Here is a 16,085-nt window from a genome sequence, read left to right as displayed (position 1 = left end):
CACCGCGCCCGGTCAGGTGCGGACCGGACCGCTCCTCAGCTCCCGTCCCAGCCGCCGGTACGCGTTCACGGCGGCGCTCGAGGTCTGGAGCCGCAACCGCTGTCCCCTCGGCAACACGGCCCGCGCCGGCCGGACCGCGCCGGCCAGCGCCCGCCCGACCCACGGTTTCACCACGTCGGCCGCCCGGGGGACCGTGTCGTGGTCGACGGCGGGCGGCAGGATCCGGTCGTAGACCGTCAACCCGTGGTACGGCTGCCCGAAGAACGCCGCCGTCTTCGGCGCGTACGAGATGGGGTAGATCGGCACTCCCAGCGCCGCCCAGAGGGCGCTGGAGTGCAGTTTCATCGACACCGCGACCGTGCACCGGGCCATCGCCTCGGCGAAGGCCACCAGGTCGGCCCCGTGGTACGGCACCACCTCGGCGTCCCGCCCGAGTTCCCGGCCCACCGCTTCGCTGAACGAGACGTCCGGGCAGTGCGGCCCGACCTCCAGCACGAAGAGGCGGATCGTGTCGCTTCCCCGGGACTCGGCGATCCGGGCGATGTGCCGGGCGGTGGGGCCGACCTCCAGCCCCGGCCAGCGGCGCAGCGCCACCCCGAGCGGCCCCGGTCCGCCCGGCCCGTGCGGTCGGCGGATCCCCAGCTGCCGGAGGAAGACGTCGTCCACGAAGTCCCGGCACCGCTCGACCCGCCACCCCAACCGTTCCTCGGCGAGGACGACGGAGTCCGCGTCCCGCAGGTGGCACTCGTCGAACGGGGAACCGAGCCGGCGCAACCGGCGACTCCAGTCGTCGCTGAGCGGTCCCAGGCCGAGCCCCACGCCGAGCACCGGCACCGTCGGCAGGTGGGCCGGCAGGTGGCTCAGCCACAGGTACGGCGTGTGCGGATGGTGACTGGTCTGGAAGAGCCCTCCGCCACCGACCAGCACCGCGTCGCACCCACCGAAGGCCAGCTGGCTGCGGCGGGAGCCGGGGATGTCCCGCCGGTAGCGCACCGGACGGGGATCGAGACGGACACCCAGCCGGGTGGCGACCTCGGCCCAGCCGACGGAACTGCCGAAACTCAGGTACCGCACCTCGACGTCGTCGTGCGCGGCGGCGACCGCGGCCACCCCGGCGACCAGGATCAGGTCGTCGCCGAAGTTGCCCGCCTCACCGAGACAGATCATGCCGACACTGGATTGCGCCACGGTTCCTCCTCGTCTCTCAACGACACGTAACTGAGCCACCAGCAGCTCGCGCTGACGACCGCCATGACGGCTAGCGCCCCGGCGGCCCCGGTGGGCCCGAGGAGCACCCCGCCGGACACCACGACCATCACCCGGACGGGCCCGAGCAGGGCGCCGAGCAGCAGGGCCCGCTTCCCGGCCCGGTGGACCCGGTGGCCGGCGAACGCGACGAGAGCCGCCGGCACGAGTACGGCCTCCACCGCGAGCAACGGCAGCAACGGCCGCGCGGCGGCCCAGTTGCCGCCGAGGACGGTCCGACCGACCTCGCCGGGCAACAGGCAGACCGCGAGCGCCGCCGGCGCGACGAGCCCGACCGCCACCAGGACGAGCGGGCCGGCGGTCCGGACGCGGGCCCGGCCGGTGGTCGCCCCGGCGTGGCCGAGGTACGGGACGACCAGGGCCGAGAGGGTGGCGGTCAACAGGGCCACCGGGCCGAACACGGTCTGCGCGGCGCCGAGCGCGCCGACGACGCCGACACCCGCCGTCGCGGCCAGACAGGTCAGGGCCAACTGCGCGGACCCGGACGTCACCAGGAACTGGAGGCCGAAGTGGACGGTGCTGCGGTTGGCCGCGCGGCCCAGTCCCCAGCCGGGCAGCGGCCGGCACCCCTGCCGGACGGCGACGAGGAGACCGACGACCGCCCCGGAGGTCGCCCACCCGGCGAAGACCAGGACGGGGGCGAGGTGCCCGAGCAGGACCGCCATCGCCACCACCGCGGTCACGCCCGTCCACAGGACGTCCTGGACGCAGGCGGCCCAGGGGGCACCCGCCCCCAGGCTGATCGCCCGGAGGTAGTCGTAGACCACCAGCCCGCACAGCGCGATGCCCAGGATCACCAGGTACGGGGACCGGACCGCGAGGCCGGCGGCCACCACGACGCCCGCGGCGGCGGCGCCCAGCGCGCACGCCCTGCGCACACCGGCGTTGATCGCCGCCGGTGCCGGTGCCGGCCCCTCGGCGAGCACGGCCTCGGTGACCGTCGCCCGGATCAGACCGGTGGTGAGCACGTAGAGCGAGAAGGCCAGCGCGAACTGTCCCAACCCGGCGAGCGACTCGCCGCGCGCGACGACCACCGACATGAGGAAGTTGCCCAGGCTGGACAGGCCGTTCGCGGCCAGGGCCAGGACCGCGCGACGCCGGAAGGTTCGCCGTACGTCGCCGGGCGACCGCCCGCCGCCCGGGGCGCGGACCGGGACGCCGGGTCCCGCCGATGTCGGTGTCGGTGCGGTCACGCCGGGAGCCGGCCCACCGTCACCGGACCACGACCGGCTGTGCTGCCCCGGGTCAGCCGGATCAGCAGCAGCAGCGGCGACGCGGCGACCATGTGCTGGATGAGCCCGATCATCGCGTCCGGGTAGGCGCTGGTCCAGCCGAGCGGTCCACCGACCACGAGCGCCAGGCAACTCAACCGGACCGGACCGGGCCCGCCCCGGACGCGCAACAGGATGCCGACCACCATCGCCCAGAAGGCGTAGAACAGCACGACGCCCCGCCTGCCGTCCAGGAAGTAGACCGTCCCGACCGGGAGGAAGGTGTACGAGGACGTCGAGATGCCGAAGAGGTAGTCGTTGATGGCGGCACCGGTCGAGAGCGGGGGGCGTCCGGGGTCGAGCAGTCGGGGAACCAGCCCGTACCGAAGTATCTCGGCGGGGCCGGGTTGGTTCAGGTCGACCGGTACGTCGTAGTCGGCGGCCAGCGTCACCTGCAGGTCGAAGCGGAGCCGTTCGGCCGCCGTCACCTCCTCAGCGACGTGCACGCCGCCGTCGGCCCGGATCTCGTTGCGGACGGCGTAGAGGGTGGGCCAGGCGAGGAACAGCACCGCCGCCACGATGACGACGTGCCGGGGTCGGAGCACGCCGCAGATCGCGGTGACGGCGACCACGAACGACAGGTACGCGATCATCGGCTCGGAGATCGCGGTCACCAGGACGAGGACCACCTGGATGCCGACGAGCGCGGCCGTCCACCGCAAGAAGGCGGATCGGCGGGCGTGCCCGCCGACGAGGCTCGCCACCAGCAGGGCCAGGGCGACGTAGCGCCAGCCCGTGAACAGGGACGACACCAGGGCCACCGGCGACCGCGCCGCCTCCCCGGTGAGCTGGGTGAAGATCGTGCCCCGCCCGTACAGCGTGCCGACGAGGTCGGCCGCGATGCTGACGACCGCGACCAGCCGGGCCAGCAGGAAGAGGCGCGGGTGTCCGGCGTTGGCGTGCTCCAGTTCCCGTTGCCACTGGCCCCGTGTGCGACGCCGGCCTCGGACGACGACCTCCCCGACGATCGTGCCGGTCAGGGCGAGTCCCAGCAGCATGACGATGAAGCCGGTCTCGGGGTTGTCGTGCGCAACCGCCATCGGGACGACCAGGATCGCGTACGGCGCCAGCACCAGGATGGTCACCGGGTGCAGCTGGATCAACCAGGTCAGCCGGGACACGCGGCGACGGAGGTCCGGCGCGGTGCCGGCGAGGACCCGATCCGCCACCTCGTGGGCCATCCGTTGCCATCCATTCCCGGCCGGCGACCCACACGTTCCGCCCGTTCCCTGCGGATAGCGGGCCGGCCGTCACGGGGTTCATCGCCTGGTTGCTGCGCACCTGCCAATCAGGCGCAAAGGGACGCTAGCACGCGAATGGACTATTATTGGTTTATTACTCCCAAGTCCGATGGCCTGGGCGCCTCCCTAACCCGGGCGTCGGCAGAAGTGCCGGGCGTGGTCCAGCACGTTGAGGTCCTGTGTCCGCTGCCGCCAGAGCCGGAACTGCCGACCCGCGGTCTCCTTGGCCTCGGCGCGTTCCCCGGCCGACCGGGCGGCGAGCCGGTCCAGCACCGTGGTCAGGCGGGCCACCGTCAACGGACGGACGACCTCACCCCCGGCAGCGGTGATCAGATCACTGAACGGCGTCTCGTCGGAACAGACGACCGGGCAGGCGGCGGCCAGGCTCTCGAGGATCACGTGCCCGTAGTTCTCGCCGAGCGTCGGGAAGAGGAACGCGTCGTACCCGCCGAAGGTCGGCATCACCTCGTCGGCCGCGAGTTCGCCACGGTAGCGGACCCGGACGTGGCCGGGCATCGTCGTGATCATCAGACGGCACCGCGCCCAGTACTGCTCGTCCTCCGGCGGACCGTAGATGTCGAAGTCCACCGGCCGGCTGGTCCCGGCCACCGCGGCCAACGCCACGTCGAGGTTCTTCTTCGGGGAGATGCGGCTGACGAAGACCAGCCGTAGCGGTCCGTCGTGCGGCGCGACCTGCGGGACCGGGCGGTCCGGGATCGGGCTCTCGTTGCCGTTCACCATCACCCGCGCCCCGGGCACAGCCGCGTGGATGTGCGTCTCCTCCAGCCGGCTGCACGCGTGCCACCGCACCCCGAGACGACGCAGGACGGGCGCCCAGAGCGCCAGGAACAGCCGTTTCTTGCGCCCCTTGATGGCGATCGCCCCGGGCGACAGCTCACCACGCGGGGCGAGGAGAATCGCGCGGACCCGGACCAGGCGCAGCGCCACCGCCAGGATCGGCACCAGCGAGAACAGCGACCACAGGCTGTTGACGTACAGCAGGTCGACCTGGCGCGCCCGGACGTGTCGGGCCAGACGCAGCCAGTGCCGTGGGTCGACCGGGTCGAGGTAGAAGACGGCGGAGCGGCCGTTGCGCCGGACCAGCCGCCCGGACAGTTGCGGATAGCGGGTGGCCGAGCCGAGGTCCCGGTCCCGGGTCACCAGGGTGAGGTCGATGTCCGCCGGCAGGGTGTCCATGATGTACGCCAGGGACCGGATCGGGCCGCCGCCCCGGAAGCCCGGCTCGAACACCGCCGAGGTCGCCAGAATCCGGTAGGCCGTGGCGGGAGCCGCCACCCGGCGCGGTGCCGGCGTCAGCTCCGTACCGGCGGACGTTCCGGCACCTGTCAGCTCGTTCACTGTCGGCTCACCTCCCGGTCGACGTCCGGCTGCGAACTGCCGGCATCGGCGGATCTCCAGGGTTCGTCCGGGGTCGCGCGGGCCCAGGGCAGCACCGGCTCCCGGGCCGGTCGCACCCCGAGCAACTCGTCGTACACCTTGAGGACGGTGCGGGCGGTGGCCCGGTCGGAGAACCGGTCGAGGACGCGTTCCCGGGCACGTCGACCCGCCCCGTCGCCCGCCCCGCGCAGCAGTTCCCCGGTGTGCGCCGCCACGTCGGCGGGCACCGCGTCGGCGGGTTCCAGGGGCACCAGCCGGCCGGTCACCCCGTCCACGACGGTCTCGGCGGCACCGGCGGTGGCGGTGGAGACGACCGGCAGACCACAGGCCATCGCCTCGATCACCGACATGCCCAGCCCCTCCTCGTACGAGGTCTGGAGGAACACCGACGCGCCCTGGTACAGCCCGACGAGGTCGCTGGCGGGCACGTCGGACAGGACGGTGACACGGTCCGCGACACCGAGCGCAGCGATCCGGGAGGCGACCGCTGTCGGCAGCCGCCCGCTGCCGGCCAGGACCAGGTCGGGTACGCCGGGATCCGCCCGGACGAGCAGCGCGTACGCGTCGACCAGCCGGTCGAGCCCCTTGCGGGGATCCGCCAGGCGGCACAGCGACAGCAGGTGGCCGTCCCGGCGTCGGCCGCCCGCCGCCGGCGTGAAGACCGAGGTGTCCACCCCCGGCGGGGCGAGCAGCACCCGCTCCTGTCCGACCGACCGGGCGAGCTCGGCCATGCCGGGGTTCTCTACCAGCACGGCGTCGACCCGACACAGCGCGGTCCGCTCCAGCCGGGAGACACCGGTGGTCATCACCCGTCGCCAACGGTTGCGCAGCGTGGTGCCCTGCGCCAACAGGGCGGTACGCTCCCAGGCCGCGACGGTCGCCACCTGGAGGACCACCGGTGGGCCCAGTCCGGTGACCGCCCCCGCCCAGGCCGGCGTCCCGCAGACGACCTGGACAAGGTCGTACCCGCGCAGTTCCCTGGACAGTTCCCGGCGCGGCCGGTAGCGCATCCACTCGACCTCGACCGCGTTCGCGCCCCAGTGCCACCCGGCCGCGGCGGCCATCGGCGTCCGGACGCTCCTCCGCCACCAGGTCCCCGGGGCGACGAGTCGCCGGCTGGCCGCGTCGACGCTGGTGGTGGCGAGATCGTGCAGGTCCACGTCGTAGCCGGCCCGGGTCAGCATGTCCCGGAACCAGCAGGCCACCGTCCGGAGGCCGCCGCTGACCTCGAACTCGTGCGTCACGAGCGCGATCCGCCGACGGGGGTAGGCCCTCGGGAACGGGGTCACGGGCGGACCGCCTCGACCACCCCGGCCGGGTCCGGGCCGGTCATGACGATCCCCCCGGCGTCGAGCGCCTCGGGGCGTTCGATCGACTCGCCCAGGGTCACCGCCAGGAACCCGATCACCCGGGACAACCGGATGATCTCCGGACGGGTGCCGGCCACGGTCATCACCCTGGTCACTCGCGCACTCGCCTCGTCAACGCCACGGTGGGGCCAACGAGGGCCCCGAGGGCCCGGTTACGCGGACCGGCCCGGCCGGTCAGAGATCGGCCGTCCGCCAGACGCCCAACACCCGGCCCGCCTGGACCGCGTCGTCGGCGAACTGGCACAGCGGGGCGGGGAACGAGAAGGGCCGCCGCCGCAGATTCAGCACCCGGAAGTCACCGGTCTTGATGTCGGAGTTGAACCCGGTGGCCTCGTCGGTGGTGGCGATGAGGTACCGGGCTCCCGACTCCCCGACGTTGTCCAGCACCCGCCGTGCGTCCGCGAGCGAGAGGTGGAACAGCACCTCCCGGCACAGCACCGCGTCGGCGGCGGGCAGGGGCTCGCTGACCGCGTCCAGGCAATGGAAGGTGCGCTGCGGCGTCGCGTGCTGACGGCGGTTGGCCTCGACGACCCCTGGGACGATGTCGACCCCGACGTACGGCACGCCGAGGTCGACGTGCCGCATCCAGGTGAAGTCCCCGCAGCCGAGGTCGAGCAGGGACGTCGCCCCGAGCCGCGTGAGCAGGGCGGGCAGCGCCTCGCGGAGCTGGGCCGTCGAGCGGAGACTCGAACCGGCGCCGGAGAGGCAGTCGGCGTTCTCCTCCGTCAGCCAGATGCCCCGGTCGTAGATCTCGGCGAAGACCTGCCGCCGGTCCGGGGCGTCCAGGTAGCCGACGTCCTGTCCGCGCGCCCGCCGCCGCCGCAGCAGCAGGTGGTCGAGCGATGTCGCGTACAGGGTGTGACGCACCAGCTCCCGTACTGTCGCCTTCATGGCCTTCTCCTTCGTGTCCGCCGGGCCGTCGGGTGCGGACCCGACCAGACTACGGACACAAAGGGCCACCATCGGACAAACGCCCCGTAAAGTGCTTCCCATGACCCCCGGTCGACAACCGTGTGTCGCAGGGACATCCTGCTCGTACGGCGCGTCGTACCGCTGAAGCGTCTCCAGCCGGTTGACTCCGACGCGGCGTCATAGTTTGCGATGGTCGCATGAACCGCCTCTCGACGGCGTATCTGGCCTCCTACGTCCTGTCCATGCTGGGCAACTCCATCGCCGGAGTGGTCCTACCGTTGCTTGTCCTCCACATCACCGGCAGTGTGCTCGCCACCGGTGCGGTCGCCGTCGCGTCGGCGCTGCCCGCAGCCCTCGCGGGGCTGGTCATGGGTGTGGTGATCGACCGGATCAACCGTCGTACCGCCTCGGTGCTCACCGACGTGATCTCGGCGCTCTCGGTCGCCGCGCTGCCCCTGGTCGACGCCGCCGTCGGGCTGGCGGTGGGGTGGTTCGTGCTGTTCGCGGTGATCGGTTCGTTCGGCGACGTGCCGGGGCTGACCGCCCGGGAGGCGATGATCCCGGGCATGATCCGGGTCGGGCGGGTGAGCGCCGAGCGGTTGCTGGGGTTGCGCGAGGCGCTCGGCGCGGTGGTCATGTTGATCGGGCCGGCGGCCGGGGCGGCGCTGTTGGCGGCGTTCGACGGTGTCACCGTGCTCTGGGTGACCGCGGCGACCTCGGCGGCGGCTGCGGCGGTCACGATGCTCATTCCCCGGGAAGCCGGCGAAGTCCCGGCAGGTGGGGCCGGTGGACGACGGGTGGTGCTGCGCGACGGCTGGCACACCCTGGCCCGCTCCCCGTTCCTGCTGACCATCACGCTGCTCAGCGTCGGCCTGGCCGTGGTTCTGGCCGGCTTTCAGGCACTGGTCCTGCCGGTCTACTTCACTCTCCAGCAGCGGCCCGAGATGCTGGGCCTGGTACTCAGCGCGCTCGCTGTCGGGCTGCTGATCGGCGGCGGCGTCTACGCCGCGGCGGGCGGCCGGGGCCGTCGGCGAGCCTGGTTTCTGACCGGCATGCTGATCACGATCGCCGGCTTCGGCGCGATGGCGACGCTGGCGGGCCCATGGATCGTGCTCGGCGCCGCAGCCCTGATCGGGCTCGGCAACGGCCTGTTCGGCAGCCTGATCGGCGTGCTCATGGTCGAGCGGATCCCGGACGGGTTGCGCGGGAGGGTGATGAGCCTGCAGAACTCGCTCCTCACCCTCGCCCCGGCCCTCGGCATGGGCGGTGCTGCGCTGCTGATCGCGGAATCCGGCGCCCGCACCGGCGCGGTCGTCCTCGCCGCCGTCTGGCTCGTCGTCGGGGTCACCGCGATCGGCGCACGGGCGCTGCGCGACCTGGACCCACGGCCGGCGCCCGAGCCGGAACTCGTAGCCTGATCGGCGGGAGGCACGGATGAACAGCGCCGAGATTGCCCGAATAGCCGGGGTCAGCGTCCGCACCCTGCGCCACTATCACCAGGTCGGGGTGCTGCCCGAGCCGGCCCGGCGGGCGAACGGCTACCGCGATTACACGGTGAGCGACCTGGTGCTGCTGCTGCGCATCCGGCGGCTGACCGAGCTCGGCCTCCCGCTGGATGAGATCCAGCCGATGCTCAAGACCAGCGGCCGGGCCGACGTGGTGCTCGACGAGCTCGACCGGGAACTGGCCGCACAGATCGAGCGGCTTGCCGCCCGCCGCGAGGTGATCGCCCGGCTACGCGCAGCCGGAGCCAGCCCGGATACGCCGCCCGAGCTGGCCGGCCTGCTCGCGAGCGGTGCCAGCGGCGGCGCCGGCCCGGACCTGCCGCCCGAGATGCTCCAGTACGACCGCGAGGTGGTGCTGCTGCTGCACCACCGCCTGGACGAGGATGGCAGGGCCGCGCTGGCCGGACTGCTCACCCAGGTCACCGAGCCAGACATTCTCGCGGCCACCACCGCGCTGACCGCCCGATTCGCCGTACTTGGGGCGGACACCACGGACGAGGAGATCGACCAGTTGGTCGCCGACTCCCACCGCGCGCTGGCCCGTCTGACCTACGACGAGTGGAAGGAAGTGGATCCGCGAACCGGAGCGCTGCTCACCGCGTACCAGGAAACGGTTCTCAACGATGTGCAGCGTGCGTTCCTCGCTCGGCTGGTCGCCGAAACGGAAGACTCGTCGTGAGTATCAGCCCCCCGTGAAGGTCGCCCGGCGAGCCGACGCCGGCACCGAGCCGTTGGGGGGCTGGTGTCCGGCCTCCCGGTCGGGCTGAGAGGACCGGCAAGCCCCAAGCACAGGGGCGGTGGCCGCAGGGGGCACGCCGGTCGCCCAGGAGCCGACTCGGAGCCGCTCGGGGTCAGGTCGACCACTCACCTGGGAAGGGGAGGGGTTGCCGCCGGGTGCCGGCTCGGACCCCAGGAGCCGGGTCCATGCCGGGCGAGGTCGGGTCAACTGCGCCGCTGTGGCGGTGTCCGCCGAGGGCACTGTCCGTGACACGAGAGCCGACTCAGAACGTGCTTCAGATGTCCGGCCTGGGATCATGACGCAGTGAGTCAGTACTTCCAGGTTGGCGATCTTGTGCTGTGGAATCCGTCCAACACAGTCGCGCAACTGTTCGCCCGCATGACCGAAGCGATGGTGCTGGTCGCCGGGTGCCCGTCAGGCGTCGGACCGGACATCGGACGGGACGAGTACGAGATCGACCCGGACGCCTTCGCGGCGTTCGTGGACGCCCTGATCGCGCGGTACCTGTCGACGGACCATCCCATCCTCACGGCGATGCTTGAGGGGTATCTGCCCGCGGCGCTCGTGATGGTCCAGAGAAGTAGCCGTAACGTGCCGGCGCTCAGACGGCCGATCCCACGGGACAACCGGGACGTCTCACTCAACCGCGACGGGTTCGACCCAGACGGTGACCGGCAGCGCCTCCTGAACCTGGCCGAGAGCCACGCCCGGGCGATGCCCCACTGAACCGGCGACCAGGACGGCACCCGTTGCATGATCATCGGGCACAGATCCGGCACCACTGAGGCCGAAAACCCGTGTGAGACGTCGAGAGACAGTGGGTGTTGCGGCCCTGCTCAGAGGCGGGTGCTCGGGAGTCGTTGGACCGGGGTCGCCTGCCCGGACTGGATGGACGCGAGCCGCCACCTGAAGCCCGTCGGTGACGGTTACGCTGATCGGGTGGTGGCGCAGTCACGGGTACGCGTGCAGGGGGACCTGTATCACCCGGTGGTGCCGGCCGGTGCCGTGTATGTGGGGCGGCAGGGGTTCGGGTTGCGGCGTTCTCCCTGGGCCAATCCGTTCAGCATGCGGAAACATGATCGGGCGGAGGCGCTGCGCCTGTATCGACAGTGGCTCATGGGGCAGCCGGAGCTTGTCGAGCGGGCGCGGCGGGATCTCGCCGGTAAGCAGTTGGCGTGCTGGTGTCGTGTGGAGGATGCCTGCCACGCGGATGTGTTGACCGAGTTCATCGGTTGACGCGTAGCCGGTACCGTTCGGTGGGTCGTTTGGGTGCGTAGACACCACCGATGCTGAAGGACTGTGGCCTTGCCGCTTGGTTGCCGACGTAGAACGCCACGTCGCGGTCGGCGGCGCAGAGTTGGGTGAGGAACTTGTGCCTGAGTTGATCTATGGCCTCGGCGTCGGTGAGCTGCGTCAGGTGACGTTGTAGGGCGACGAACTCCCAGTCCAGGAGGGTCTGCTGGTGCCCTCGGCACTGGTGGCCCGCGCACCGGTAGCGGTAGGTGCCGGTGAACCGTGGTTCCTGGAGAGGGCTGCGCTGGGCCGGCTCCAGGAGGTCCAGTTGGTTGAGGTAACCGGCCATCTTCTTGCGGTCCTTCGTCGACCAGCCGGGATGCCGTCTGACCTGTAGGTCCGAGATGTCAGCGGCGCGGATCAGCGCGATCGATCGTGCGCTCGGGTCGTCGCGGGCCTGCTTGTTGAGCTGGCACATGGAGTCCTCGATGAGTGAGTCAAGGAGATTGCGGCGAGACTGCCAGTTGGCAAGGTGTCGCTCGGTGGTGATGGTGCCGACGATCGGCTTCCAGCTCTCGCGGCGCTGGTCCTGCCGGGCCGGCAGTGCGTCGAGGCGGACGACGTCGTACTTGCGGAACTTGTTGTCGTCGACCAGGTCGCGAAAGTGGATCGGGTAGAGCCGGATCCAGCCCGTCCAGGGAGCGTCCAGGCCGAGTGCGCCGACGCAGGCGGTCTCCCCATAGCGGGCAGAGGGGTTGGGTGCCGCCTTCACGGTGATCAGGAGGCGGAGTGTTGTTGGTCGGGTGAGTACCGGCTTCGGTGGTGGCTGTTCGCTGCTGCTTGGTCCCCACAAAGGAAGTTGTTCCAATGGAACCACCCACATCGCTCAACGTGGCCGCATGCACACTTTGCGCTACATAGATAGCTTCGCATCTAAGCCGATGGGACGCCAGCCATCTGTCCAGGGTTCGGTGCGGTGAGGGCGTGTTCTGGCGCGGCGCGGTCCGGGATGTGTTCTCCCGCCGGATCGTCGGGTGGAAGACCTCCGACTGCTGCGACACCGACCTGATCCTCGCCGCCCTCGAATACGGCATCTGGTCCCGCGACGTCCGCGACGGCTAACTGATCCACCACTCAGACCGCGGGTCGAACTACACCTCGTTTCGCTTCGCGGAACGCTTACAGGACAACGGGATCCTGCCGTCAACGGGCTCCGTCGGCGACTCCTACGACCAACCCGCGGCGAGGCCGAGAACGGGATCTTCACCTACATCGACGGCTGGTACAACACCCGCCGCATCCAACGCGAGCTGGGCTACCTCCGCCCCAACGAGTACGAGACCGCCTGGCACCCCCGCGACGCCCGGATCAACAGGCATCGTGGCAGTGGTTGACGGCGAGCTCTACCTTGGGTGTCATCGACCCTGCCAACATTGGCTGGAGTGCTGATGTCGTTGCCTGCTGGACAGGGATCTCGGGCGTCGGGCCTACGGGCGTTCGCGGTCGCGATTCTTGCCGTTGTTGGCGTGATCAGTTGCGTCCTCGGCTTCGTCCGCAGCGTACGGGATGTAGAGCGGTTCTCCGCCGAGACTGGGGACTGCGTAGCCGGGGAGACGGCAGAGGACGCGCGCGTCGTCACCTGTGAGGATCCGGCTGCGCGCAGGCGAGTGGTGAACCGCGAGATAAGGCCGAGCCCGGTGACAGAGAAGGTCATCAATGAGGCGTGCTCCGGCTCCCCGACAGCCGACGACGTCTTCTGGAAGACTTTCGAGGACGACCAAGTGCTGATCCTGTGCCTCGAGACCTTGAGACCCTAACCCGCCCAAGACGGCCGGGTCCCGCGATGGGCCGCCGTGGCGGGTTATCGAAGGCCGCTGTGTCCGGCGGAATCAGGGCTATGGGTGGGGGCCTCCGGCGCCTGGCCCCGCCGGTAGCGGTCGGCGGCGTTCCAGACGCCGGTGAACTGCTCGTAGAAGTAGTCGAACCATTCGCCCTCGCGTTTGCGGATCAGCCTGAAGGTGGGCCGCAGTTCGTGTCGGCCGCCGAAGGAACCGAGGCGAACGTCCATCGAACCGCCGTCCAGACCGGGGTCGTAGGCGTAGAGCGTGTACGGGGGCAGATAGTCGACCAGGCGTACCTCGAGGTCGTTGCCCTGCCCGAGCCGCCGGTCGAGCAGGCCGAGGTTGATGGCGAGGTGTTCCTCCAGCCTCTTCAGGCCCCAAGCCGGTCCCGCGCGGAAGGCCAGCATGGACATTGCCGCTCCGCCGGGGCGGATCAGCAGCACCTTGACGCGGACGTCGCGCGCCAGCGCCTGGCCGAGGTAGACGTCGAGGAAGGGGATGTGCATCGACAGGGTGGTGCCCCACAGCCACACCTCGTCCTGGGCATCCTGGATCAGGCGGGAGATCTCGATCAGGTCGTCCTGCTCCACGAAGAACCGGTTGGCGGAAACGGGCTGGAGATCACCGAATCGTCGCTGCCGGGTCTGGATCGACTTCGACTTGTGGATGCGGTCGAGCGCGTCGAGCCACGCCGAGACCTCCTGCTCGTCGCGGACGTCGCAGGCGACGAGGAGGTTGAGGAGGAGTTGCCTGCCGGGCGGCCGGACTCCGGATCGGGCCTCCCCGAGCGAGGCCCGGGGCATCGGACGGTTGTGCGCGATTCCCCACGACTCCAGTTCCCGCAGGGACAGATTGCCGTTGAGGGACAGCAGGTTTCGGATGCACCCGGCCAGCGCCTCCGTTGTCTGCACCGACTGGAGTTCGGCGGCCATGCTGCGGTCGGACATGATCCCTCCCCGAAGGCTCGATGCGACAAAGTATTGGCGACCTTCGGTGTGTCTGGCACCCGGTGAGGCGTCCGGCCGGACACGCCGACGGTGCGATGGCCGCCTGCGGCCCCTGGCGCACACCGGACGGCGCTGCTGTCCGAGCGCAGTCGCCGGTCTTGTCGGACGGATGGCCCGAGGCGCCTGCTGGTGTCATGCCCACCAACAGGTTCCCCTCGCCGAACCCCCGCCACCCCTCGCCGAACCCCCGCCACCCGCAGGCACCCGCGGACACCGCCAACGACCGCGATCGCGTACTCCGGAACAAGGTGTTCCCGGCGGTGACCGCTGGCGCCGTTTCCGGTGTCGCACGAGCGGTGGCCTCGTGGCTTCTCGACCATGCCGGCTTCTAGCGCGCCGTTGCCGCAGCGGGCGGGCGCGGCACGGGTCTGCGAGGGCTCACCGAGTTGCCGTGTCGACGCGGTGCGTGCGGTGGCGGCCCCAGCTCTATCCTTGCGCGGTGACGTACGCCGACCTCACGTTCGAGCAGTGGAACAAGCGGTCCGACGACGCTGCTCGTCGGATCGCTGCGGAGATCGCCGGTCGGCTCGACCTGACCGTGGTCGGTCTGAGGAGCACGGTGTACGCGGGGCGGTCGCATCGGGTGGCGCTGTTCGACCGCGCGGGGATGCGGTTCGCTCTCGTCCCCGGCGGCCGGCCGACGCTCGGCTACGACGCGGGGCGGTTCCAGCCCGCTGCCGGTCAGGCCGACAGTTTCGCCGACAGCGCCGACGAGTACGGGCTTCCCTCGCTGGCGGAGTACGTCGACGCGATGACGTCGCCGGCGCGTGCGGTCGAGCTTCCCGCGAGGCTGGTCGCGGTGGAGGCGTTCGACCCGGGTGAGGTCCCGCTCGCGCCGGGCGACCCGCTGGCTGGGCTCGCGGTCATGGGTCTGCGTACGACGACGCCGGACGAGTGGGAGTGGGCGTGCGGGGCGGGCGCGGCGACGCTCTTCCGCTGGGGCGATCGGAGTCCGGACGACGGCTACCCGTGCGACCACCGGACAGGTCCGCACCGGGAGGCGAACCTGTGGGGGCTGGCGATCGGGCAGGACCCCTACCGGCATGAGGTGACCACCGAGCGCACCATCGTGTGCGGCGGCGACGGCGGCAGCGCCACCTGCGGGGGCAGCGGGTTCTTCCTCGGGTGGCTCACCCTCGCGACCGCCTACCGCGACGAGCAGTTCGGCCAGTGGCTCGCCTCCGACGCCGGGTACGCCGACGGGGCCCTGACCCGGCCCGTCATCGAGCTGGGCTGACGCCGGTCTCCGTTGCCGGGACCCGGCGCGGATCCCGCGGCCGGCCGACTGCCCGGCCGTACGCAAGGATGGGCCCATGACCGAAGAGTTGACCGTCAGCGTTCTGGGCACGGGCATCATGGGTGCCGCCATGGCCCGCAACCTTGTCAGGGCGGGGCACGCCGTACGCGTGTGGAACCGGTCTCCGCAGAAGGCGGCGGAGACCGGCGCGACCGTGGCGGCCTCGCCGGCCGACGCCGTGCGCGACGCCGACGTGATCATCACGATGCTGTACGACGGCGGGACGGTGCGCGACGTGATCGGGCAGGCCGCGTCGGGGCTGCCGGCGGGCGCGCTCTGGTTGCAGACGACCACCGCGAGCCTGGGCGACGTGGCCGGGCTGGCGGAGTTCGCCGCCGAGCACCGGGTGGCCTTCTACGACGCGCCGGTGCTCGGCACCCGGCAGCCGGCCGAGGCAGGCCAGTTGACGGTGCTCGCCGCCGGGCCGCACGCCGGCCGGGGGCGGCTCGCCCCGGTGCTCGACGCGATCGCCGCGCGGGTGGTGTGGCTGGGCGAGGACGGCGCGCGGGGCGACGGCACCCGGTTGAAGCTGGTGGCGAACAGTTGGGTGCTCACGGTGACGCACGGCGCGGCCGAGCTGCTCGCGTTGGCCGGGGCGCTCGGCGTCGACCCCGACAGCTTCTTCGAGGTGATCGGGGGCGGCCCGCTCGACATGGGCTACCTGCACGCCAAGGCCGACCTCGTGCGGCAGGGCCGGCTGTCGCCGGCGAGCTTCGCGGTGGAGACCGCCGAGAAGGACGCCCGGCTGATCGTCGAGGCGGGCGAGGAACACGGCGTACGCCTCGACGTGGTGGCCGCCGGCGCGGAGCGGTTCCGGCGCGCGGCGGCGCAGGGACACGGCGGGAAGGACATGGCCGCCTCCTACTACGCCAGTTTCACCCCGTGACCCCGCACCCGCCGTTCCAGGAGCAGGGAGGCCCAGTTCCGGCCCCTGGAACGGTCAGATCGACGCGTGCGGCGAAGCTCGGCGGGGGCCGTCGAGGTGCGCGGTGGCGGAGCTGCCGG

General features: G+C 71.4%; 18 protein-coding genes. 9 read left to right on the top strand and 9 right to left on the bottom strand.

What is annotated here, in order from left to right; genetic code table 11:
* Nucleotides 1-12: 12 nt before the first annotated feature.
* From ACFYWL_RS20920 to ACFYWL_RS20890, 7 genes are all read right to left on the bottom strand, one after another.
* Entirely contained in the window at nucleotides 13-1,188 is a 1,176-nt protein-coding gene (locus ACFYWL_RS20920) for a polysaccharide pyruvyl transferase family protein (RefSeq protein WP_386975099.1), read from the bottom strand.
* Complete coding sequence (locus ACFYWL_RS20915; RefSeq protein WP_386975097.1) at nucleotides 1,164-2,459, bottom strand: hypothetical protein; 1,296 nt, start codon at nucleotides 2,457-2,459, stop codon at nucleotides 1,164-1,166. Before ACFYWL_RS20915 ends, ACFYWL_RS20920 begins: the two co-directional genes overlap by 25 nt.
* Nucleotides 2,456-3,718, bottom strand: coding sequence for a hypothetical protein (locus ACFYWL_RS20910; RefSeq protein WP_386975095.1), 1,263 nt, complete (start codon nucleotides 3,716-3,718; stop codon nucleotides 2,456-2,458). The genes ACFYWL_RS20915 and ACFYWL_RS20910 overlap by 4 nt, the downstream gene beginning before the upstream one ends.
* 186 nt (nucleotides 3,719-3,904) lie before the next feature.
* Nucleotides 3,905-5,137, bottom strand: a complete 1,233-nt coding sequence (locus ACFYWL_RS20905; protein ID WP_386975093.1) for a glycosyltransferase — start codon at nucleotides 5,135-5,137, stop codon at nucleotides 3,905-3,907.
* The gene (locus tag ACFYWL_RS20900; RefSeq protein ID WP_386975091.1) at nucleotides 5,134-6,420 is read right to left on the bottom strand and encodes a glycosyltransferase family 4 protein; all 1,287 of its coding nucleotides are present in this window, start codon (nucleotides 6,418-6,420) and stop codon (nucleotides 5,134-5,136) included. The genes ACFYWL_RS20905 and ACFYWL_RS20900 overlap by 4 nt, the downstream gene beginning before the upstream one ends.
* Nucleotides 6,421-6,461: 41 nt before the next feature.
* Complete coding sequence (locus ACFYWL_RS20895; RefSeq protein WP_386975089.1) at nucleotides 6,462-6,623, bottom strand: hypothetical protein; 162 nt, start codon at nucleotides 6,621-6,623, stop codon at nucleotides 6,462-6,464.
* Nucleotides 6,624-6,720: 97 nt separating this feature from the next.
* Entirely contained in the window at nucleotides 6,721-7,437 is a 717-nt protein-coding gene (locus tag ACFYWL_RS20890) for a methyltransferase (protein ID WP_386975087.1), read from the bottom strand.
* Between the two features lie 218 nt (nucleotides 7,438-7,655).
* On the opposite strand from ACFYWL_RS20890, the gene ACFYWL_RS20885 reads away from it, so the two are divergent.
* The 4 genes from ACFYWL_RS20885 to ACFYWL_RS20870 all read left to right on the top strand — a co-directional run bounded on the left by ACFYWL_RS20885 (nucleotide 7,656) and on the right by ACFYWL_RS20870 (nucleotide 10,938).
* The gene (locus ACFYWL_RS20885; RefSeq protein ID WP_386975085.1) at nucleotides 7,656-8,876 is read left to right on the top strand and encodes an MFS transporter; all 1,221 of its coding nucleotides are present in this window, start codon (nucleotides 7,656-7,658) and stop codon (nucleotides 8,874-8,876) included.
* A gap of 16 nt (nucleotides 8,877-8,892) precedes the next feature.
* Complete coding sequence (locus ACFYWL_RS20880) at nucleotides 8,893-9,642, top strand: MerR family transcriptional regulator (protein WP_386975083.1); 750 nt, start codon at nucleotides 8,893-8,895, stop codon at nucleotides 9,640-9,642.
* Nucleotides 9,643-10,005: 363 nt separating this feature from the next.
* Entirely contained in the window at nucleotides 10,006-10,428 is a 423-nt protein-coding gene (locus ACFYWL_RS20875; RefSeq protein ID WP_386975081.1) for a DUF6086 family protein, read from the top strand.
* A gap of 213 nt (nucleotides 10,429-10,641) precedes the next feature.
* Nucleotides 10,642-10,938 (top strand): DUF4326 domain-containing protein, encoded by a 297-nt coding sequence (locus ACFYWL_RS20870; RefSeq protein WP_386975080.1) that lies wholly within the window; start codon nucleotides 10,642-10,644, stop codon nucleotides 10,936-10,938.
* On the opposite strand, the gene ACFYWL_RS20865 is transcribed toward ACFYWL_RS20870, so the two are convergent.
* The gene (locus ACFYWL_RS20865) at nucleotides 10,928-11,818 is read right to left on the bottom strand and encodes a hypothetical protein (protein WP_386975078.1); all 891 of its coding nucleotides are present in this window, start codon (nucleotides 11,816-11,818) and stop codon (nucleotides 10,928-10,930) included. The two genes, ACFYWL_RS20870 and ACFYWL_RS20865, sit on opposite strands and share 11 nt — an antisense overlap.
* 101 nt (nucleotides 11,819-11,919) lie before the next feature.
* Between ACFYWL_RS20865 and ACFYWL_RS20860 the strand changes: the two genes are divergently transcribed.
* The 3 genes from ACFYWL_RS20860 to ACFYWL_RS20850 are packed head-to-tail and all read left to right on the top strand — an operon-like array spanning nucleotide 11,920 to nucleotide 12,752.
* A complete protein-coding gene (locus ACFYWL_RS20860) occupies nucleotides 11,920-12,057 on the top strand; it encodes a hypothetical protein (RefSeq protein WP_386975357.1) in 138 nt (45 codons plus the stop codon).
* A complete protein-coding gene (locus ACFYWL_RS20855; RefSeq protein ID WP_386975353.1) occupies nucleotides 12,021-12,329 on the top strand; it encodes an IS3 family transposase in 309 nt (102 codons plus the stop codon). Before ACFYWL_RS20860 ends, ACFYWL_RS20855 begins: the two co-directional genes overlap by 37 nt.
* A 48-nt stretch (nucleotides 12,330-12,377) precedes the next feature.
* Complete coding sequence (locus tag ACFYWL_RS20850) at nucleotides 12,378-12,752, top strand: hypothetical protein (protein ID WP_386975076.1); 375 nt, start codon at nucleotides 12,378-12,380, stop codon at nucleotides 12,750-12,752.
* A 44-nt stretch (nucleotides 12,753-12,796) separates the two neighbouring features.
* Here the strand turns inward: ACFYWL_RS20850 and ACFYWL_RS20845 are convergent, their stop codons facing one another.
* Nucleotides 12,797-13,723: a hypothetical protein gene (locus ACFYWL_RS20845; RefSeq protein WP_386975074.1), complete on the bottom strand. Its 927-nt coding sequence runs from the start codon at nucleotides 13,721-13,723 to the stop codon at nucleotides 12,797-12,799.
* A gap of 499 nt (nucleotides 13,724-14,222) precedes the next feature.
* Between ACFYWL_RS20845 and ACFYWL_RS20840 the strand changes: the two genes are divergently transcribed.
* Complete coding sequence (locus ACFYWL_RS20840; protein ID WP_386975072.1) at nucleotides 14,223-15,020, top strand: hypothetical protein; 798 nt, start codon at nucleotides 14,223-14,225, stop codon at nucleotides 15,018-15,020.
* A 76-nt stretch (nucleotides 15,021-15,096) separates the two neighbouring features.
* Entirely contained in the window at nucleotides 15,097-15,966 is an 870-nt protein-coding gene (locus ACFYWL_RS20835) for an NAD(P)-dependent oxidoreductase (RefSeq protein ID WP_386975070.1), read from the top strand.
* The last annotated feature ends 119 nt before the right edge of the window (nucleotides 15,967-16,085 follow it).

This window comes from Micromonospora sp. NPDC002575, assembly GCF_042889525.1.
Classification (GTDB): Bacteria; Actinomycetota; Actinomycetes; order Mycobacteriales; family Micromonosporaceae; genus Micromonospora; species Micromonospora carbonacea.
Note: the sequence above shows the minus strand (reverse complement) of the source record. Positions and strands in the feature narration are given on the sequence as shown.